An 18,586-nucleotide genomic window follows, 5' to 3' on the forward strand; every position below is an offset into this window, starting at 1 on the left:
CATGTTAGCCAGTTTTTTTATTGATCGTCCGATTCTTTCAACTGTTTTCTCTATTTTTATTTTGCTTGCTGGTTTGGCTTCACTTTTTTTTCTGCCAATTGAACAATTCCCGAATCTTTTACCCCCTCAAATTAATGTGCAAACATCTTATGCGGGAGCTAGTGCTCAAACGGTTGCAAATTCTGTGGCTGCACCGCTAGAGCAACAGATCAATAATGTGGAAAACATGATCTATATGTATTCCAATAGCTCCTACACGGGAGACTATAGCTTAAACGTTTTTTTCAATATTGGATCTGATATTGAAGAAGCTTTGATTAACGTCCAAAACCAAGCGAGCATTGCTCAGCCTCTTTTACCCCCGGAAGTTCAAAAGAGTGGTGTTACCATATTAAAACAAACGCCAGCTATTTTGCTTGCGATTGGAATTCAATCCCCAGATGATCGGTATGATGAAATCTTTCTAAGTAACTATGCCACTGTCAATATTGTCGAAGAGCTTCAGCGAACTCCTGGCGTGAGTAGTGTTTCGATTATTAACGATCGCACCTACGCCATGAGAATATGGCTAGACCCTGCTTTATTAGTTAAATATGAGCTATCGACACAAGATGTAGCCAATGCAATTATTGATCAAAACTCAGAATATGCTGTGGGACGTTTGGGCGAACCTCCTACTGCGGGGCCCACGGAGTTAACCATTTCCATTACAAGTACGGGGCGTTTAAGTACACCCGAGGAATTTAATCAGATCATTTTGAAAGCGAATCCAAATGGTTCTGTGGTTTATCTAAAAGATGTGGGTTATGCGCAATTGGGAGCTCAGAATTATAATGTGGTGAGTAAGCTTAACGGTGTCCCTACTATTTCAATTGGTGTTTATCAACAGTTTGGGGCAAATGCTTTACAAGTGGCTGAAAATATCAAAAATAAAATGGAGGAGATTGCCAGTCATTTTCCACAGGGGATTACGTATTCCATCCCTTATGATACCACAAAATTTGTGAATGCCTCTATTCACGAAGTCATAAAAACGATTATTGAGGCAGGTTTTCTTGTTGCTTTGGTTGTTTTCGTTTTTCTTCAGAATGTTCGATTAACCATTATTCCTTTACAAGCCATGGTTATTTCGATCGTCGGAGCGTTTGCAGGAATGCTTGTCATGGGACTTTCCATTAATACATTGACCCTATTCGGCATAGTTTTAGCTATCGGAATTGTGGTGGATGATGCAATTGTTGTGATTGAAAACGTAGAACGGAACATGCGACTGCTCAAGACCTCTGCGAACGAAGCGGCTCATCAGGCAATGCGAGAAGTCACAGCCCCGATTATTGCGATTGTGTTGGTTTTATGTGCCGTGTTTCTTCCTGTGGCGTTTTTGGGAGGGATTACCGGGCAGTTATATAAGCAGTTTGCTTTGACAATTTCTGTCTCTGTCATTATCTCAGGGTGTGTTGCATTGACTTTGAGCCCTGCACTTTCCGCTATTTTAATTAAGCCTCAAAAGACCCCTTCAAAATTTACTCAGCTTTTTGATCGTTTTTTTGATCGCTTTACCAATTTCTACATTAAGGGTGCAGAGTGGCTTGTTGATCATCCTTGGACAGGGATTTTTAGTTTTTTAATTTTTTGTGGGTTAACAGGTGTTCTTTTTTACATTATTCCCACCAGTTTTATTCCTGAAGAAGATCAGGGGTATCTGATTACAATGATTAATATGCCCGAAGGTGCCAGCCTAAATCGTACCGAGGAAGTTTCCGCAGAGGCGGCAAAAATTGCCTTACAAAATCCCGCCGTTGAAGAGGTTTTTGAATTAACCGGTTTTAGCTTTATTGACAGCTTAAATCGTACAAATCAGGGATCCAGTTTTACAGTTTTAAAAGATTGGGCATTAAGAACAGATCCTAAAGAACATGCCGAAGCTGTTTTGATGGATCTCTCTAAAAAGTATAGCCATATCGCACAAGGTCAAGCTTTATTGTTTAATCCCCCTGCCATTCAAGGACTCGGAACTATTGGCGGTTTCGAATTTTGGATTGAGAATCGAGGAAAAGGGGATTATGCACATCTGCAAGAGATTACTGAAAAATTTATTGAAAAAGCGAAGCAACGACCCGAATTGGTTAACCTGATATCCACAATTAATGCGAATGCCATGCAGCTTTATGTGGATGTTAATCGGGATAAAGCACGGTCTCTCGGTGTACCGATCAGTGAAATTTACAGTTCTTTACAAAGCTTTTTTGGGTCATTTTATGTAAACAATTTTAACATGTTTGGAAGAGTCTATCGTGTTACGATTATGGCACAGCCCCGGTTACGTGAAAATCCTTTGGATATTGAACAGATTTATGTCAAATCCACTCAAGGGCAAATGATTCCATTAAAGTCGCTTGTGACGATAAAGAATACTTCTGGTCCTAATTTGGTTAGTCGATTCAATTCTTTTCCTTCTGCCAAAATTAATGGAAGCTCGGCTCCAGGATATAGCTCTGGACAGGCCATGCGGATAATGGAAGAAGTTGCCAAAGAAGTCTTGCCCTCTGATATGGCATTTGCATGGGGAGGGGAATCCTACCAAGAAAAGGTCGCTGGTGGAACTTCAACTAAAATGCTGATGGCTAGTCTTTTAATGGTTTTTTTAATACTAGCCGGTCTTTATGAAAGATGGAATATTCCTCTTGTAATTGTCTTAGCGATCCCTTTTGGAATTTTTGGAGCGTTTCTGTCTGTGTGGTTGGCTGAAATGACAAACGACATCTATTTTCAAATCGGTTTAATTACGATTATTGCTCTTGCTGCTAAAAATGCGATTTTGATCGTGGAATTTGCGATGATCAAGCATGAGGAAGGCATGTCCATCAGAGAGGCCGCTATCGAAGCTGGAAGATTGCGCTTTAGAGCGATTTTGATGACTTCTCTTACATTTATCTTCGGGGTAGTTCCTCTTGTGTTTAGCTCTGGAGCTGGGGCAAATAGCCGTCATTCTGTTGGTATGGGAGTGATGGGGGGCATGATTGCCGCGACATTCTTAGCCGTATTTTTTGTACCCCTCTTTTTTAATCTGATCGCAAGTTATTCTGAAGCAAAGAAAAATGATTCTGGAGTCCAAAAATGAAGCGCTGGGCCCTTGTTCTTTTTCTATTATTATCGTTGATAGGATGTATTCGACCCTATTATGATCGTCAATATGTTGATCTTCCTGACGAATGGAGATTGCAAAATAATGACGATAGCACGTTATGCAATGTTGGTTGGTGGAAGCAGTTTGATGATCCTGTATTAGATGAATTGATTACTGTTGCACTCAAGAATAATCAAGACCTACAAGTCGCCATCAATCGCGTATACGAATACTATTCGTTATATCGAGTGGAAAGTGCTCCGCTTTTCCCTTTTCTTACAGGAAATGTAAGTTACAATCGTTTTAAAAGCTCTATTGCCTTGCCATCAGCTCTAGAACCAAGCCAAAATATCAATACGTTTAACTCGAATACGCCTATCTCTCCTGGGGTAAGCCGAATCAATAATGACTTTTTAGCTTCATTAAATTTAAATTGGGAACTTGATTTTTGGGGCCGTATCCGAAGTGCTTCCGATGCGGCTTACGCTGATATGTTAGGTCAGATTGAAGCCAGACGTACGGTCATTATTACAGTCGTGACCTCAGTTATCAACGCGTATATCACTTTGCGGGAGCTCGATGCGCAGCTAGAAATTTCAAAAAAAACATTGCAGTCTCGAACACGATCTTTAGAACTAGCTGTAAATCGTTTTAATGTAGGAGAAACTTCACGACTTGAGGTCAGACAGGCCGAATCTGAGGTTAAAACTGCGGCCATCAGTGTGCTTGAATTTGAGCGCAGCATTCCTCAGCAAGAGAACTTAATTAGTATTTTATTAGGGGAAAACCCTCACTCCATTTTGCGAGGAAAAGCCTTAGATGCCTTTAAATATCCGGTCAAGATTCCACTTGGTTTACCGTCCGATCTATTGACAAGGCGACCCGATATTGTCCAGGCTGAATATAACTTAATTGCAGCAAATGCACATGTTACGCAAGCGCGAGCTCTATTTTTCCCTCAGTTTACTCTAATGGGAATCTATGGAAGTGAAAGTGATCGTATTAGCCTTTTCCTGACATCACCAGCAGAATTTTGGCAATACGGAATCTCTGCTGTGCAAACCATTTTTGACGCAGGGCAAATCTACTACCGTGTAGAAACAGAAAAGGCGCGCCGTGATGAGCTTTTATTTACTTATCGACAAACCATTTTAACCGCCTTTCGAGAAGCAAATGATGCTTTGATTGCGTGTCAAAAAAATCAACAATTAGTCATTGAGCATACAAGTCAGGTAAAAGTTTTAAGTGATTACCTCCAACTTGCAAAATTGCGTTATGTAGAAGGCGAGGTCGACTATTTAACCGTCTTGGATGCGGAAAGATCTCTTTTTAGATCACAGCTAGATTTAGTGCAATCTCAAGCTGAAAATTTCAGTGCGGTTGTTCAACTCTATAAAGCTTTAGGTGGTGGGTGGGTAACGGATGCTGATAACACGGCGATTAACCCTGTCGTGAGCTGTGATTAAGAAAGATGGAAATGCACGCACTTCCATCTTTCCGGATTCTATAATAGCTTGTTGTAAAGCCATCCCAAAAGGAAAAGACCTACAAAGCCATCTATGAATCCATAAATGAGTCCAATGATGGACCCAAGCAATGAAACGGAATAACCTGGGTAAACATCACTCACCAAGCTAAGCCAGTGGGTGCCATATCCAAAATAATGGGCAAGAAGGGTACAAACAAACATGGATAATCCCCAGAGAATTCCCCCTGCGAGACCGAGTTTTGTTGGATTTAACATTTTGTCCTCCTTTGTTTGTGATGGTCACACAAGAGTGCAAATTGTTAATTTCATTATAGCATAATGGGCAAATAACTGAATGTTTTTCGCTAGTGAGCCTTAACTTCTAACTTTTGTCCTGGAAGTAGACCAAACATGCGAGGTTTTTTCTCTTTATCTATGAAAAGTAAAAATTGAGTGAAAAGCTGTTGGTTGATCAGTTCTCTAATGGATGCGTTTTCAGGAATTACAATCTCTTGTTCTTTTGGCATGTTATCGATAGAGGAAAGAAGGATATTTTGATCCCCATCATTGAAGAAAACTTTTCTATTGACTGGGATTGTGCGTTTGGGCATTTCGTCTTCATTATTTTTTAGGTTATAGTAAATGAAAGGACCATGAATTGGCCATTTAGGACTTAACTGTGCAATAGGCAGATCTAGCCACGAATTCACACGTAAACCAACGGTCCTATAAGCCCAAGACTTCATGAAATTAGTGTAAATGCTTCGGTTTGCATCTATCTTTTTAATCTTTGATGATCCGTCAATTCTCTCATAATCTTCAAATTGCGTGAGTTTTCCTTCACAAAATGCTCCATTTACTTCTTGGTAGGCTTCTAAATCATTTTTTTTTGCCATCTGATGGCAATAAAGCATCGCAAAGCGGACGCACTCATGCCCTCCTCTTTGGATCTTTGTATTAATGTATTCTCCATGAAAATTCACTCTTTTTCCTTGTGCATCCGTAATCCCTAATTGATTAAGTTTGGTTGTAAATTTTTTCACGTTGAATATCGGGTGTGACATGGAATCTATGATTTTAAATCTCCCATCAGAGCAAAATCCAGCCGCAACAGTGTGGATGTGATTTGAAAAGCGCACAACGACCATATCTTTTCCTGTCGCGAAAGCTGCTGTTAGAGTTTGTTTTAGAAGAATGAAATCTTCTTTTTTAGAAACATCAAAGTATTGACTACTTTTTTTTGGTAAAAAAAAGACTTTTGAATTTGTTTCATGCAGGGGAGTGAGATCTGCAAGAGATGCCAGATCAGGGCTTACGCAAGATTTCGCTCCGCTCTTAAACTCCTCTTCCAAAATAACGAGCGAATTACTTGGTTCGCCATTTTCAGTAAATTCGTGGGCATTTTTCTTATATTTTGACCATTGTTTGCCTAAGTATTCTTGGGGCGCACCTGGAGGCTTTGGCTCTTTTTTCTCTGCAGTGGTTGTTAAAATCTGAAATGTATGATTTTTGCGATAGATGGCTTTACCAACCAATGCAACGAGGGCTAGAGGAAAGAACGTAAATGAAACGAGTTTGGCAATGGTTAAAAAAATTTGTTTTTTGGAAAGCGAGGAAGGCCTAATTTCTTGTATTGTGTTTTGCTCGAGCACTGTAAATCGGCGAGCGCCTAGCTTTCCAGATATCCCATCTAAGTAAAGATAATTTTCTAAAAAACGGCCTGTTTTATTGGAATGATCGCTAACACAGGAAAAAAAGCTTGGCGACGACATATCATGCTCCTTTAAAAAAACCATCTTGTTATAAATAAATTATACTAAATGATCGTTTATTTTCAAAGGATAGTATTATCCTAAACCTTTTAAGATTAATTGTTCTTTAATTTTATCGTTTATTTCAAAAAGAATACTATCGATTCCAACTTTTTCTGCAGAAAATACATTCACTTCAAGATCATCAATAAGCAAGCAATTCTGTGGGTTTAATTGATATTTATCCAAAAGATATCGGTAGATTTGAAAATCAGGCTTCATTTTGTGAATTTGATAAGAAAAAACAGCCCCATTAAACGTCTGCAAAAATGGATATTTATGGGTCAGCCACTCATGAAATTCTCCTGATAGATTGGAAAGAATGTAGGTTCGGCAGCCTTTTTTTTGAGCTTTTTCTAAGACCTCTAATCCAAAATCGATAATAGTCAAATCTTCTTTGACTTTTTCAAAAAAAAGACTTAGATGATGAGATGGAAATTTTTCAGAAAAGTATTCGATCATCTCTTTGGACGAAATATATCCTAAATCGAATAGGTTCCAGAAAGGTGTTTGTGTGATTGTGTAAATGGCAAGATCAAATGAAGGGTCTGATTGAATAAGATCTTGAGCAGATTGATAGGGATTCCAATTAAATAAAACCCTTCCTAGATCAAAAATGACTATTTCGTATTCCTGTTTTTGCATCGGTGAACATCCTTGGAGGTGCATCATAGACTTTAAAAAAACAATACTCAAGATTAGAGTTGACTAAGAGCTGAGTGGTCGAGTAATTTGTAGTAAAGTTTAAATTTTAATCAGAGGGGAACATGACCAAAACAATCGCTACTTATGCCGCTCTATCCGCCACAACACCACTAGAAGCCTTTAGTATTGAACGACGTGAACCAGGCCCACATGATGTGCAGATTGAAATTTTGTATTGTGGGGTGTGCCATACAGATTTGCACATGTCCCGAAATGAGTGGAAGAATTCCGTGTATCCGATGGTTCCAGGACATGAGATTGTAGGAAAAGTAACAAAAGTGGGGAATGCAGTCAACTCTTTCAAAGTCGGTGAATTAGCAGCGGTAGGATGCTTGGTGGATTCTTGTCGAAGTTGCGCAAGTTGTCGTGAGAATCTAGAGCAATACTGTGAAAATGGGGGGATATTAACATATAACAGCCAGGATAAGCATAATGGAAAAATGACGTATGGAGGTTATTCCACACAAATCGTAGTGGATGAGAAATTTGTCCTCCATGTCTCAGAAAAACTAAAAGATCATTTAGCTGCTGTAGCTCCTTTATTGTGTGCGGGAATCACCACTTATTCTCCTTTGCGTCACTGGAAAGTGGGGAAGGGGGATAAGGTTGGAATTGTGGGGCTCGGAGGATTGGGGCATATGGGCGTTAAATTTGCGCATGCCCTTGGAGCTCACGTGGTCGTTTTTACTACTTCTCCAGGTAAAACAGAAGACGCAAAACGGCTGGGAGCTGATGAAGTTGTTGTGTCAAAAAATCCAGATGAAATGAAAAAACACGTAAATAGTTTTGACTTCATTCTAAATACGGTTGCTGCACCCCATAATTTGAATGCTTTTTTGGAATTGCTTAAGCGAGATGGGACCCTATGCTTGGTTGGCCTCCCATCTGCCCCTCACCCTTCTCCGTCTGTAGAAGCTCTTATTTTAAAGCGTCGAAGCATTGCAGGATCTGTCATTGGCGGAATCAAAGAAACTCAAGAGATGCTGGACTTTTGCGCCCAGCATAACATTGTGTCAGATATTGAAATGATTCCGATCCAAAAAATCAACGAAGCTTATGAGCGGATGTTGAAAAGCGACGTGAAATACCGCTTTGTTATCGACATCGCTTCGTTAAAGTAAGCCTTAGAGTGATACAAAACTGAGTTTGATATACGTCTTCTCCGATGTGGAGTTTGTCACATTTTGTGGCATCTCCCATTTTCTAAAATTTTTCACAACTTTCTCAAATTGATTCTCTCCATATGGAGTCAACTCTAAAGAATCAAGAGTGAGTTGTGTGTGAAGTTCATTTTGCGATGGTTTAGATACAATCCATTTTAGATAAAGCGTCGCGATTTTTTGTGTTGTGTCATGCCCGTGGAGTCCATTTTTTTGTTTTGGATAAATCCCCTTATTTTTCACTAATGTATTCGAGAAGCCTTTCGCATCACAGTTTATCCAATATTCAGCACTTTTATGGCTCTCATCTATGGGTGTAAAGTCACGAATGACCATTTTTTGCTTGCTATTTTCATCGTTAAAGCGTGGGAAAATGCTCTCTAGGAGTATTTTAATGGATTGCAATTGGTTAATCGTCATGAATTGCAAAATTTCATAAGCGGGAACAAAGTATTTTATGAACTCAGTGAACATTAATTTTTTATACGTGGCGTGATCCTGGTAAAATTCATCCAAATTTTCTTTTGTTTTTAATATGAAATTTTCGAATTCTTTCCAATTGATCGCGATATCAGGAAATTGCTTAGAGAATAAATTTTCTAATTTCCTTAGATCACCATTTAAGGTGATTTTTTGACGTATTGCTAAGCAAGAGACAATTTCTTGAAATTGCAAGCTTTCTTGGTCTTGATTTGTCATCTTTGCAAGAAGATTAGATTGAAAATCTAAGGTATTTTGAAAAGAGCTGTTGCTGTAAATAATGAGTTTTATGAAATAATTCGTCACAATTCTTTCAAGCTCTTGTGGATTAGTTTCTCGCAAATGCTGAGACTTTTTCTTTATTTCTTTCATGCATTTTTTTAAATAATCCCACTGTATAATAGTAGATGGAAATTCATTGCTAAAAAGTTCTTTTAATTTGCCAAAATGTATGATGCTATACGCACATAAATATTTTTTAATGTTTTGTTGAAATTGAATGCCGGTTTCTGTTTGCTCGGTCATTTTTTTTAAAAAAAGATCGAGGTCGTTTGTGAGGGAAATCGACTGGATGCCAAAATTTTTAAAGCCAGACAAGTAAATATTTTTTAAAAGGTGCATAAAAGCCTCTTTCTGTTCTAATTTTTCTCCCGCAGTAAAAACAATCCGGCCATTTACATATACAGTGGAGGGTAATGATGACATCCCTTTAGCTTCAGGAGCGATGCTGCGGGCGATATTCATGGGGGGAATAATCATATGGGTATGTGGCTGAATTTGTTTAAATGAAGAAGGAATAGAATTGATGTTATTTTTATTCATTATTTTTAAAAATGAATGCGATTTAGATGTTGGCTGAGGTTTTTGGGCAGTAGACGTTTCATTGGGGAAATTAAGCGGATGATTTACATTATGAACAGTCATCATATACTCCAAGTTACTATATTTCATCATTTTACAAAAATTAGCAGAATATTAAACAAGCTGTTTGTTAATCTCTTGTTTAATTTCCGAATCTTTTAATAAGAAGTTTTGTTTTTTTCAAAAAAAATTGATGTAACTGTTTTGATGTGTTAAGGATTAACACATCAAAAGAGCAAAAAGATTTAACCGCCGCATTCCACTGCAATAAAGCGTACTTGGTCTGGCGTTGTCGGCACACCACCCGTTGTGAAGTTAATTGTAACAGAACTCCCTGAGCGTTCGATCGAGGGTATAATGGCAGCACCAGCTGTTCCTAAATAAAAGGGTTCTGCTACAACGGTAACATTAGAAGTAAAAGGGGAAAGAAAATTTAAAATCACAGAATTTGCTGAGGTTTCCCACGTGTAACCTTGTCCTGTTCCTGCAGAGGGAAAGTCAATAATTCCAAATGTAAGGTTGGTAAAGCAGTAAATCGAAATATTGGTATCTCCTTCAGCTCCTTGTAGTCCTGATGGTCCTGTTGCACCCGTAGGGCCAGTTGCTCCTGTCATCCCAGGAGAACCTGGCAATCCAGCTGCGCCCGTCGGTCCCACAGGACCTGTAGGGCCTTTTGGACCATTAGGGCCTGAAAGTCCTTGTGCAGATTCTGGGTCAGCAATACTTGTCGCTGCATGTTGGGTAGCGCATAAATTGTTAAAGCAAATTGTTAAAAACAATGTTGTTACGAGAATCTGTTTGCGCATGTTGATATCCTCAAGATTTTTAGTCAACGGGTGGACAGCCAATTAGTGCAATCCCTATATAGTCTGCTGCATCACTTAAATTAATCTCAAAAGTATTAGGTGCTGTCTGGGTCACTGTGTGACTAATTTGATCAGTCAAAGTCGTTAAGCCTGGCATCACAACCAAAGCAAATTGGTCTGAGCTAGCCATGTCAATTGTGAGCTGTGTAGGAGTCGCCGTATAAGTAAAAAAAACTGTTGATCCAGAAGAGGCTCCGAGGGGAGGCAGCGTAATGGATATAGGAATCATGGTCGTTTGACCTGAACAAGGTAAAACATTCAGCTTTTGATTTCCCGGAAGGCCTACCGGGCCTGTCGCACCTGTGGGGCCTACCGGTCCTGTGGCTCCTGCAGGGCCATCTTCTCCGGCTGGACCTGTTGGTCCCATTGGTCCTGGATCTCCTGGAGCTCCTGGAGATCCTTTGCGTCCCGGAATACAACTGCTCGCTTCAAGTTGGCTCAGAGAGCAAAGAAAAACTGTTAGCATAAGGGATATGCGTAACGGTAAATCATATAAATTTTTCATTAGAAGAGCCTTTTAGTAATTTTCGTCCAATAGCAGGATCTTTTTAACGGAATAATTTCATTTCGATAAACACGCTCATATAACAATTCGTGACATGAGGCACAATTTCTCCAATTCCAAGGAAATTAGATGGTTAGACTTGCCTGCACAGCAAGAGTGCAAAATACGATCATATGTTCCGGAAATTTCTAGAGTGAAATACCTATAAAAAGTATCTCGCAATTTGAAAATACCTCCAAGTGCGTTATTTTTGAATCGAGATCACGTATAATAGGTTCTTATGCCCATGAAAGGGGAAATGTTATCAAAAAAAATAAATTTTTTACCTAATTCCACTTCTACAAATAAGAATGCATATTCGTGAAAGTGTCTTTTTACAAAAAAAACATCGGTATAAACAAATGTTTTATTCCGTTTTGTTGTGTGTCCCAAAGCGACGGCTCCATTGAGTCTAAGTTCCCATAATTCATGAAATAATTCTAATCCTAGTCCGACTTGATTGTAATGGTCATAGCTAGATTTAGGATGATCATAAAAAAGATTTGCATCCCAAATAGTTTGAGGAGCATAAATCTTTCTAAATCCTACGCCTGCATTGACTGCATAATGATGTCGAGTCAACCAATGCCCTTTGAGATCTGAAAATATCGTTATGTCTTCAAGAGGCAGTGGGAAACACATTAAATCCAAAGAAGCATAATTTGAATGATATCCCAATCCATCATTTCCGCCTTTATAAGAAAGATAAGTTTTAAAATATTCATTACTGTGAGTTGCTTGATGGATAGAGAAAAAAAAGATAAGAGTAATGAGTAAATATTTTTTCATATTGTTTTATAAGGAGGAGCAGTTTGTGATAAAAAAATTTATGTAGTCTGCGCCTGGAGGTTCCACTTCGTAAATAATGATGGAAGAATCTTCAGCTCCCGTACGTGTGACTCTTACGGATGTTGCTCCCCCTCGCAATCCTTCTGCCGTGGCACTATTCCCAAATACGGCAGGTGCATAAAAAATCGTGAGTGAGGTTGGTGTGGCGGTATAAAGATATCCAGGGCCAAGTGCTGTAACGCTTCCTGAGAGAGGCATTGCAATGCGTCCATAGATGAATGCTCCCGGAAAGCAAATATTCAAAAGGTTGGTTCCTGCCGCACCTGTAGGGCCTTGAACACCTGTCGGACCCGTCGGACCTATCGGACTTATTCCATCGAGGCCCGCAGGACCAGTGGGGCCTGTGGGACCGGTAGGGCCTATGGGACCTGGAATTCCAGGAGGGCCAGAAGGGGTAGGACAACATCGGATGGCGAATAAATGGACTGGCATTAGAAACAACAAAATGAGCAAAAGGGAGGCGCGCTTTTTCATTTATCGTGGAATCCTCACATATACATTTTGAATTTTAAAACTTTTTGAAATAACCCTTAAACGAGGTTCTTAAAATTTTGATATAAAAATTTAGGTATTAATGGTAAAGGTATTTTTTTGTGGATCAAGTTTTTTGAGAGAATGACAATGTAAAATTAGGATTGCATATTTACTTGCGCCAATTCTTAAAAAAACTTTATTCTCTTATCTTTGCTTTTTGATTTTGAAAAATGAGGAATTAAAGAAGGTTTTTAAATGTTTTAAGAAAAAAAACCTTCTCACAGAATTATGAAAACATGATCGATTACGAACCAAATGATTTAAACAAATGAAATGACTATGAGTAGAGTTCTCTTTATAAAAAGCCTCGAGGAAATGGATTCTTTTTCTAAGTGGGGTGAAGTCCAATTTGAGGATAAAGATCGAATTATCGATGAAAATGCTCTTCCCGTTGGAGAAGACTATCAAGGTAGGCGCTATAAGTTAGTTGCAAAAAAAGTGCGGCTTTTTTCAAAGCGTGAAATGGCGTTTAGAAAGGTTTTTGCGGGTTTATCCCTTCTTTTTTCTTTTGGATCTATCTATTTGTCTCGACGTTTTCGAAAGTATATAAAAAGAAACAAGACAGGTATACGTTTTGCTCTTTTAATCGATGTAGGAAGGAATAATTTTGGTCATGCATCTCCTTCTGTAAATAAAAAAAAATCGGTCATAAAACATGTAAAAACTGAGACCGATATAAAGCAGGAAGAAGAACTTCCTCCTATTTTAAGCTTACAAATCAATGCGGAAAAGCATGCATTAAATAAGCCTTTAGCGAGAAAATATTTTCTGTCTGAGGAATTTTTAAATACTCCACTTGTAGATTTTCTGAAGGTGATGGATTGTTCTTCAACAAATGTTGCAATAAAGGCTATGTCGACGCGATTGGAAAATTTCGACCAAGCAATGCAACTTAAAAAAAGATTAGAGAGTATTCGCCATTGTGAGCTAATTTTGGGGGATTTTATTCCCGCATGGAAAGAATCATTTTTAAAATTCGGACTTATTTCAGATAAAGAATTTCCGCTGTTAACGTTAACAATAATAAGACATGTTGACCCGGAATTTGTTGAAAGAGTTTTAAGAAAAAGGCTGATTGATCTAGCTGAGAAGCACAAAGAGAAATTAGACTCTACCATAGTCTCTCCAAAACACATTCAAGGGATCTCTTTGATTCATTTATATCAATTAGGGGCAAAACGGATTAACGAATGGATGACCCATCTTCCTCCTCTTGCTTTTTGTTTATTTTCAGATTCAGTTATCCAAGATCTTCAGATAAAGCATATGTCAACAGAGCAAATTGAGATGTTCTTCATTTCTGAATCACGTGTGCACATGCTGACTTCAATACAAATTAATAACTGTGTCAATAATATTCCTCCGAGATTATTTTCTCGCTTAAAAGATGAACAAATTTTGGCCTTACATTTTGTTCATATTAAAAACGAAGAAATTTTTGCGGCAATTTTTAATCAATCTGAACGTTCAGATGCGCTTTTACGAGCTTTAAGTTCATGTCAAATAAACGAGATCAGAAAATTCCTTTCAGTAGAAGATTGGAGAAAATTTACCGAAGATCAAATTTTAGGTCTTGACTATTCTCTGATGAAACAAAAGGATTTTGATGCCATTTTTAATGGACCTAAGATTCCTAAGTTGTTTCGAAAATTGAGCGATCTTCAGATTAACTATGTGAAAAAATATTTTACGGACCGTCATTGGGATTATTTGGCCAAAGATCAGATTATCCAGTTAGATTTTTCTGAAATTGATCAGGATGTTTTAAAGAGGTTTTTTAGCAAAACATTGGGCTATGATTTAATTAAATCCTTATCCACGCATCAAATCTACCATGCTTATCCCCATTTTTACACCGGACATTGGAAACAGTTAACTCCAAAACAGATCATTTATTTTGACTTTTCAAAACACGAAATTGATCAAAAGGCATTTGAGTCAATATTTAGTCGAGAAAGCGAGGAAAAATGGAATTTATTGGAAAAATTATCTATACAATCGATAAACGCACTTATTCCGTATTTTACAGAAGGGGATTGGGGAAAGCTAAGTTTGGGTGTGTTAAGTCAATTAGACTATACGAAGATTGACTCGGCTATATTTTATGAAATTTTTTCAGCTCAGAATTCAAATTTCGAAAAAAAGATTCAAGTATTACCCATAGAAAAGCTCTATCAACTCATTCCATTCTTTTTGGAAGGACACTGGACCGCTTTAAGTGATCAGCAAGTTCTTGCTTTTGACTATTCGAAGCTTACAAAAGAAAGTTTCGATAAAATGTGGCCTGAAAGTAGTCTCAGAACACGTAGGCTATTACCCCAATTACCAAGCGAAGCCTTTCATTTAGCGAAACCATTTTTAGATGGAGAGCATATTAAAATGCTTACGGATAAACAAAAGCGTTGGTTAGAGATAAATAAAAATAAAGAGAATGTTTTTGAACCAATAGCGAAATAAAATTTATGCCGTTCACTTTACAAATAAATGAAGAGGTTTCTGAAAAAGAAGCTTCTACGCTTTTGCAAGGAATCAATAAGGGAGCTTACGCTGCAAAGCACATGGCTCCCATCCGTTCTTTTGGGATCTTTATTAAAGATGAAAAAGAAAATATCAAGGGTGGGCTTCATGGGGTAACTTACTATGGTTGTTTGTATGTCGACATGCTATGGATAGACAAACCCCTTCGAAATCAGGGATGGGGCACCCGTTTAATGACAGAATCAGAAAAGGTGGCCAAGGAAAGAAATTGTACCTTTTTAACCGTTACAACGATGGATTGGGAAGCTTTCCCTTTTTATCAAAAGCTAGGATATCACGTCGAATTCATTAGAGAAGGCTATGAAAAGCAATCTAAAATGTATTTTCTAAGGAAAAATTTGTAATATTACACAAAACATTATTTATATCAGGACGGATCTTATGTTAGCTCAAGAACATTGGAATATGATCGTTGCTAAAGAATGTGAAGAATCTTTTTTTCTAGATAAGTTGCACCCCTTTTTGACTTTGCAGTCTCAAATTGTGGACTATGGGTGCAATCAGGGCCATTTATTGTATGAATTTAAAGCTAACGGATACCGAAATCTCATCGGATTTGATTCCTCTTCAATCGCTATCGAAAGAGGGAAACTCATTTATCCAGAGCTGGATCTACGTGTTCTGGAAAAGGGAATGCACATCCCTTGCTTAGATGCTTCTCTTGACGCGGTTGTGCTCTCTTCAGCTCTTCATCATATATCGAATGCGCTGGAACGCGAACTGCTAATGGCAGATATTTGGAGAGTTTTGAAAAACAAAGGAATTCTTTATGTTTCCGATTTTTTAATTTGTGAGCATTCATTTTCTCAGGGAAATTATGTGAATGGGTTCAAAGAATTTAATGATTGGGGATTGCATGTTGCCGAGAATCAATTTGTTGTTAGACATTACTCGGTGCAAGCGATTATGGATTTATTGAAAAACTTTGAAATTCAGTGGTTCGAGCAATTTGATTTCCGAGAGCTTCCAACACGTCGCTTTCATTGTATCGCGCGCAAGAGATTTCATTAATGTTAAAGCGAAACAAAGGTGTGTAAATCACACTTTTGTTTTTTTCATCTAGTAACCTTAACCACTGTTGCTTCTAAGACGGCATCAAAAAAAATCCCACCTTCGTAGAGATGAAAATATTTTGTCTTCCCTCCAGGATTCCTTTCATAGATCAAACGTCCTTTTAATTTGTTCGCAGCTAGCTTTAATAGAACGTAATTTTTCCCAAACCAAAATTTTTGAACAATATGAGAAATTTGTTCTTCTTCGGCGAGATGGATAAAGTCTTTATCAATCGGAGAAAGCACAATGCTTTTACTTTGCATGCTTTTTTGCCAGTCATCTGTTGAGATGATTTTATATAAAAACTTAGGGGGAGAATCATGCGAATTATCTGAAATCATAGATTGCTCAGCCTTGGCATTGTGAAATGCTAGATTAAAGAGTAGGGTTAGAGAAAGAAAAATAAAACGCATAATCTTCCTTTATTTACTAAATAATTGCGACATTTTGAATCATTCTATAAAATAAATTGCATGTTTGCCCAAAGCTTATTTAAACTTTAAGATTGATTTCATTTATGTTCAAGGGAATTGTATTTGCTTTAGCTGCCTGTTTTGTCTGGGGATTGATATTTATTATTCCGCAACTGATGAATGAGTTTAGCTCTTTTGAGGTTGTTTTGGGGCGATATCTTGTCTATGGTTTCATTTCTCTCAGTATTTTTTTAAGCCAAAGCAAGCTTAGAAAATCCTATCCTTTAGAGATTTGGTTGCGTGCGCTTGGTTTTTCTTTTGTGTCCACGGTCCTGTACTATACTTGTTTAGTTCTGGCATTGCGCTATTCAAATCCGGCCGTATGCACTCTCGTTTTAAGCATTAGTCCCATCACAATTTCTTTTTATGGAAGTTGGATGGAAAACTCAAGAAATTTTAAAAGTTTAATTCTTCCTTCCCTTCTTATTTTATTGGGATTGATTGGCATTAATTTTCCTTATCTGAGAGGTGCTCAATCATTTTCTGAATATGGTTTTGGAATTATCGGAAGTTTTGTCTCTGTTTTTGCTTGGAGTTGGTATGTGGTTGCCAATTCACAATTCTTAAAAAGTACTCCAGAAATGACTTCGACAACATGGTCTACCTTAGTTGGTGTTTCCACTCTATTCTGGGCTTTTTTATGGGGATTTGGATTGTTTTTCTTTTTTAGTGATTTTGAATTAGAAAAATATACCACTCTCAATTCGGCTTTATATCGCTTTTTAATCGGTTGCTTAATTTTAGGTGTGGTGTGTTCTTGGTTTGGTGGGTATCTTTGGAATAAAGCAAGTCTTTATTTACCGGTCACAATGGCTGGACAACTGACCATTTTTGAAACCATTTTTGGATTACTGTTTGTTTATGCGTTTGAACAGCGCTTGCCCCCACTTGGAGAATTTTTTGGCATCGGTGTGTTATTAAGTGCCGTGATTTACGGCATTCGAGCGACAAAGACATTATCTCCTCAACATGCGGCATAAAGGCAAATCGATGCAGCCTATCTTTAAGCTAAATCCTTTAGATGCCGAGAAAGCCTACCGTGAAATGACTGTTACTTTGTCCGAGGAGCTTGGGATTTCAGACGTTTATGCGCAAGATGTGAGCGAAAAATGTTGTTTCGGATGGATTCAAAATACAGAGTGTAAGGGACTAATTTGCCTTGCATTTCCCTATCCAAAGACAGCTCATCTCTTTTGGCTAGGAGTTAAAAAAGAGGATCGTCAAAAAGGAATAGGAAGAGCCTTAATGCTTTATGCAGAGGCATTTTGTTTGTCACAGGGATGCTGTTCATTAACCGTAGAAACTCTGAGTCCCAGGGAAAATCATCCCGCGTCTCTCCATACATTTAACTTTTATCGAGCTCAGGGATTTAAGCCCCTATTTAAGTCGGAGCAAGGATCTGCCTTTTCAAGGGTGTACCTGCAAAAGATCCTCTCTCTATCCATTTTTAAGTGGATAGATTTGACACATGTTTTGAAAGATACTATCCCCACTTGGGATATGACATGTGGCTTTCAACATGCTACCATTTCAGATCCACAGGACCTATTCGTTGTCCAGCACATTGAAATGTTTGCTGGTGTGGGAACCCACATGGATGCTCCTGCTCATTGTATTTCAGGGGGGAAGACGGTTGAAGGATTCTCTTTGGAGTCATTGATTAGACCCTGCGTAGTGATTGATGTTTCAGATCGAGCGCATGCGCATTATACAGTTAATTCTCAGGATATTCAAAATTTTGAAAGATTACATAGAGAGCTAAGGCCGAATGACTTTGTGGTTTTTTATACGGGTTGGGACAAATATTGGGAAGAGCCCGTTAAGTATCATAATCAATACCAATTTCCCAATATTTCAAAATCTGCAGCAGAATATCTGATTTCCAAATCTATAGCTGGAATAGGAATTGATACGCTTTCACCAGACCGTTCCACTGAAGGATTTCCGGTACATGCGCTCATTTTAGGAGCGGGTAAATTTATTGTAGAGAATATTGCGAATGCTCTTCAAATGCCTCCAACTGGAGGACATGTGATGGTGATTCCTATTCGCACATGTGGGACCGAAGCGCCTATTCGATTATTGGGCGTCGTAGAGGGATAAGAAATCATTTTTTT

The 18,586-nt window shown here is 38.2% G+C and carries 17 protein-coding genes; 8 read left to right on the plus strand and 9 right to left on the minus strand.

Annotation, left to right across the window (positions count from 1 at the left end):
• The first annotated feature begins 1 nt into the window (after position 1).
• Together AB7E63_RS00620 and AB7E63_RS00625 are read left to right on the plus strand one after the other, a co-directional pair.
• Positions 2 to 3,121, plus strand: coding sequence for an efflux RND transporter permease subunit (locus tag AB7E63_RS00620; protein WP_006342026.1), 3,120 nt, complete (start codon positions 2 to 4; stop codon positions 3,119 to 3,121).
• Entirely contained in the window at positions 3,118 to 4,593 is a 1,476-nt protein-coding gene (locus tag AB7E63_RS00625; protein WP_006342025.1) for an efflux transporter outer membrane subunit, read from the plus strand. Before AB7E63_RS00620 ends, AB7E63_RS00625 begins: the two co-directional genes overlap by 4 nt.
• A gap of 38 nt (positions 4,594 to 4,631) precedes the next feature.
• On the opposite strand, the gene AB7E63_RS00630 is transcribed toward AB7E63_RS00625, so the two are convergent.
• The 3 genes from AB7E63_RS00630 to AB7E63_RS00640 all read right to left on the minus strand — a co-directional run bounded on the left by AB7E63_RS00630 (position 4,632) and on the right by AB7E63_RS00640 (position 7,051).
• A complete protein-coding gene (locus tag AB7E63_RS00630) occupies positions 4,632 to 4,871 on the minus strand; it encodes a bacteriophage holin (RefSeq protein ID WP_006342024.1) in 240 nt (79 codons plus the stop codon).
• An 89-nt stretch (positions 4,872 to 4,960) separates the two neighbouring features.
• Positions 4,961 to 6,367: a hypothetical protein gene (locus AB7E63_RS00635; protein ID WP_100067537.1), complete on the minus strand. Its 1,407-nt coding sequence runs from the start codon at positions 6,365 to 6,367 to the stop codon at positions 4,961 to 4,963.
• Between the two features lie 75 nt (positions 6,368 to 6,442).
• Positions 6,443 to 7,051, minus strand: a complete 609-nt coding sequence (locus tag AB7E63_RS00640) for an HAD family hydrolase (protein WP_428418422.1) — start codon at positions 7,049 to 7,051, stop codon at positions 6,443 to 6,445.
• Between the two features lie 122 nt (positions 7,052 to 7,173).
• Here AB7E63_RS00640 and AB7E63_RS00645 point away from each other — a divergent pair, with 122 nt between their 5' ends.
• Entirely contained in the window at positions 7,174 to 8,232 is a 1,059-nt protein-coding gene (locus tag AB7E63_RS00645) for an NAD(P)-dependent alcohol dehydrogenase (protein WP_006342020.1), read from the plus strand.
• A 3-nt stretch (positions 8,233 to 8,235) separates the two neighbouring features.
• Here AB7E63_RS00645 and AB7E63_RS00650 read toward each other — a convergent pair whose 3' ends face one another.
• The 5 genes from AB7E63_RS00650 to AB7E63_RS00670 form a co-directional block, all read right to left on the minus strand.
• Positions 8,236 to 9,678 carry a hypothetical protein gene (locus AB7E63_RS00650; RefSeq protein WP_006342019.1) on the minus strand — a complete coding sequence of 481 codons (1,443 nt, stop codon included), beginning with the start codon at positions 9,676 to 9,678 and terminating at the stop codon, positions 8,236 to 8,238.
• A gap of 179 nt (positions 9,679 to 9,857) precedes the next feature.
• Entirely contained in the window at positions 9,858 to 10,418 is a 561-nt protein-coding gene (locus AB7E63_RS00655) for a collagen-like protein (RefSeq protein WP_050784579.1), read from the minus strand.
• 19 nt (positions 10,419 to 10,437) lie between these two features.
• Positions 10,438 to 10,983 carry a collagen-like triple helix repeat-containing protein gene (locus AB7E63_RS00660; protein WP_036746432.1) on the minus strand — a complete coding sequence of 182 codons (546 nt, stop codon included), beginning with the start codon at positions 10,981 to 10,983 and terminating at the stop codon, positions 10,438 to 10,440.
• Positions 10,984 to 11,244: 261 nt separating this feature from the next.
• A complete protein-coding gene (locus tag AB7E63_RS00665; RefSeq protein ID WP_006342016.1) occupies positions 11,245 to 11,811 on the minus strand; it encodes an inverse autotransporter beta domain-containing protein in 567 nt (188 codons plus the stop codon).
• Between the two features lie 6 nt (positions 11,812 to 11,817).
• Positions 11,818 to 12,345, minus strand: a complete 528-nt coding sequence (locus tag AB7E63_RS00670; RefSeq protein ID WP_006342015.1) for a hypothetical protein — start codon at positions 12,343 to 12,345, stop codon at positions 11,818 to 11,820.
• A gap of 339 nt (positions 12,346 to 12,684) precedes the next feature.
• Between AB7E63_RS00670 and AB7E63_RS00675 the strand changes: the two genes are divergently transcribed.
• Genes AB7E63_RS00675 through AB7E63_RS00685 form a run of 3 tightly spaced genes read left to right on the plus strand, consistent with a single transcriptional unit; the run spans position 12,685 to position 15,954 of the window.
• A complete protein-coding gene (locus tag AB7E63_RS00675; RefSeq protein WP_036746430.1) occupies positions 12,685 to 14,862 on the plus strand; it encodes a hypothetical protein in 2,178 nt (725 codons plus the stop codon).
• Between the two features lie 5 nt (positions 14,863 to 14,867).
• Positions 14,868 to 15,287, plus strand: a complete 420-nt coding sequence (locus AB7E63_RS00680; RefSeq protein ID WP_006342013.1) for a GNAT family N-acetyltransferase — start codon at positions 14,868 to 14,870, stop codon at positions 15,285 to 15,287.
• Positions 15,288 to 15,324: 37 nt separating this feature from the next.
• Positions 15,325 to 15,954: a class I SAM-dependent methyltransferase gene (locus AB7E63_RS00685; protein ID WP_006342012.1), complete on the plus strand. Its 630-nt coding sequence runs from the start codon at positions 15,325 to 15,327 to the stop codon at positions 15,952 to 15,954.
• A gap of 44 nt (positions 15,955 to 15,998) precedes the next feature.
• Here AB7E63_RS00685 and AB7E63_RS00690 read toward each other — a convergent pair whose 3' ends face one another.
• The gene (locus AB7E63_RS00690) at positions 15,999 to 16,409 is read right to left on the minus strand and encodes a DUF952 domain-containing protein (RefSeq protein ID WP_006342011.1); all 411 of its coding nucleotides are present in this window, start codon (positions 16,407 to 16,409) and stop codon (positions 15,999 to 16,001) included.
• A 104-nt stretch (positions 16,410 to 16,513) separates the two neighbouring features.
• Here AB7E63_RS00690 and AB7E63_RS00695 point away from each other — a divergent pair, with 104 nt between their 5' ends.
• Both AB7E63_RS00695 and AB7E63_RS00700 read left to right on the plus strand, forming a co-directional pair.
• Positions 16,514 to 17,449, plus strand: coding sequence for a DMT family transporter (locus AB7E63_RS00695; RefSeq protein ID WP_006342010.1), 936 nt, complete (start codon positions 16,514 to 16,516; stop codon positions 17,447 to 17,449).
• Positions 17,450 to 17,459: 10 nt separating this feature from the next.
• Positions 17,460 to 18,572 (plus strand): GNAT family N-acetyltransferase, encoded by a 1,113-nt coding sequence (locus AB7E63_RS00700; RefSeq protein ID WP_428418428.1) that lies wholly within the window; start codon positions 17,460 to 17,462, stop codon positions 18,570 to 18,572.
• Positions 18,573 to 18,586: the final 14 nt, after the last annotated feature.

Origin of the sequence: Parachlamydia sp. (assembly GCF_050255895.1) — a bacterium.
GTDB classification, from domain to species: Bacteria; Chlamydiota; Chlamydiia; order Chlamydiales; family Parachlamydiaceae; genus Parachlamydia; species Parachlamydia acanthamoebae.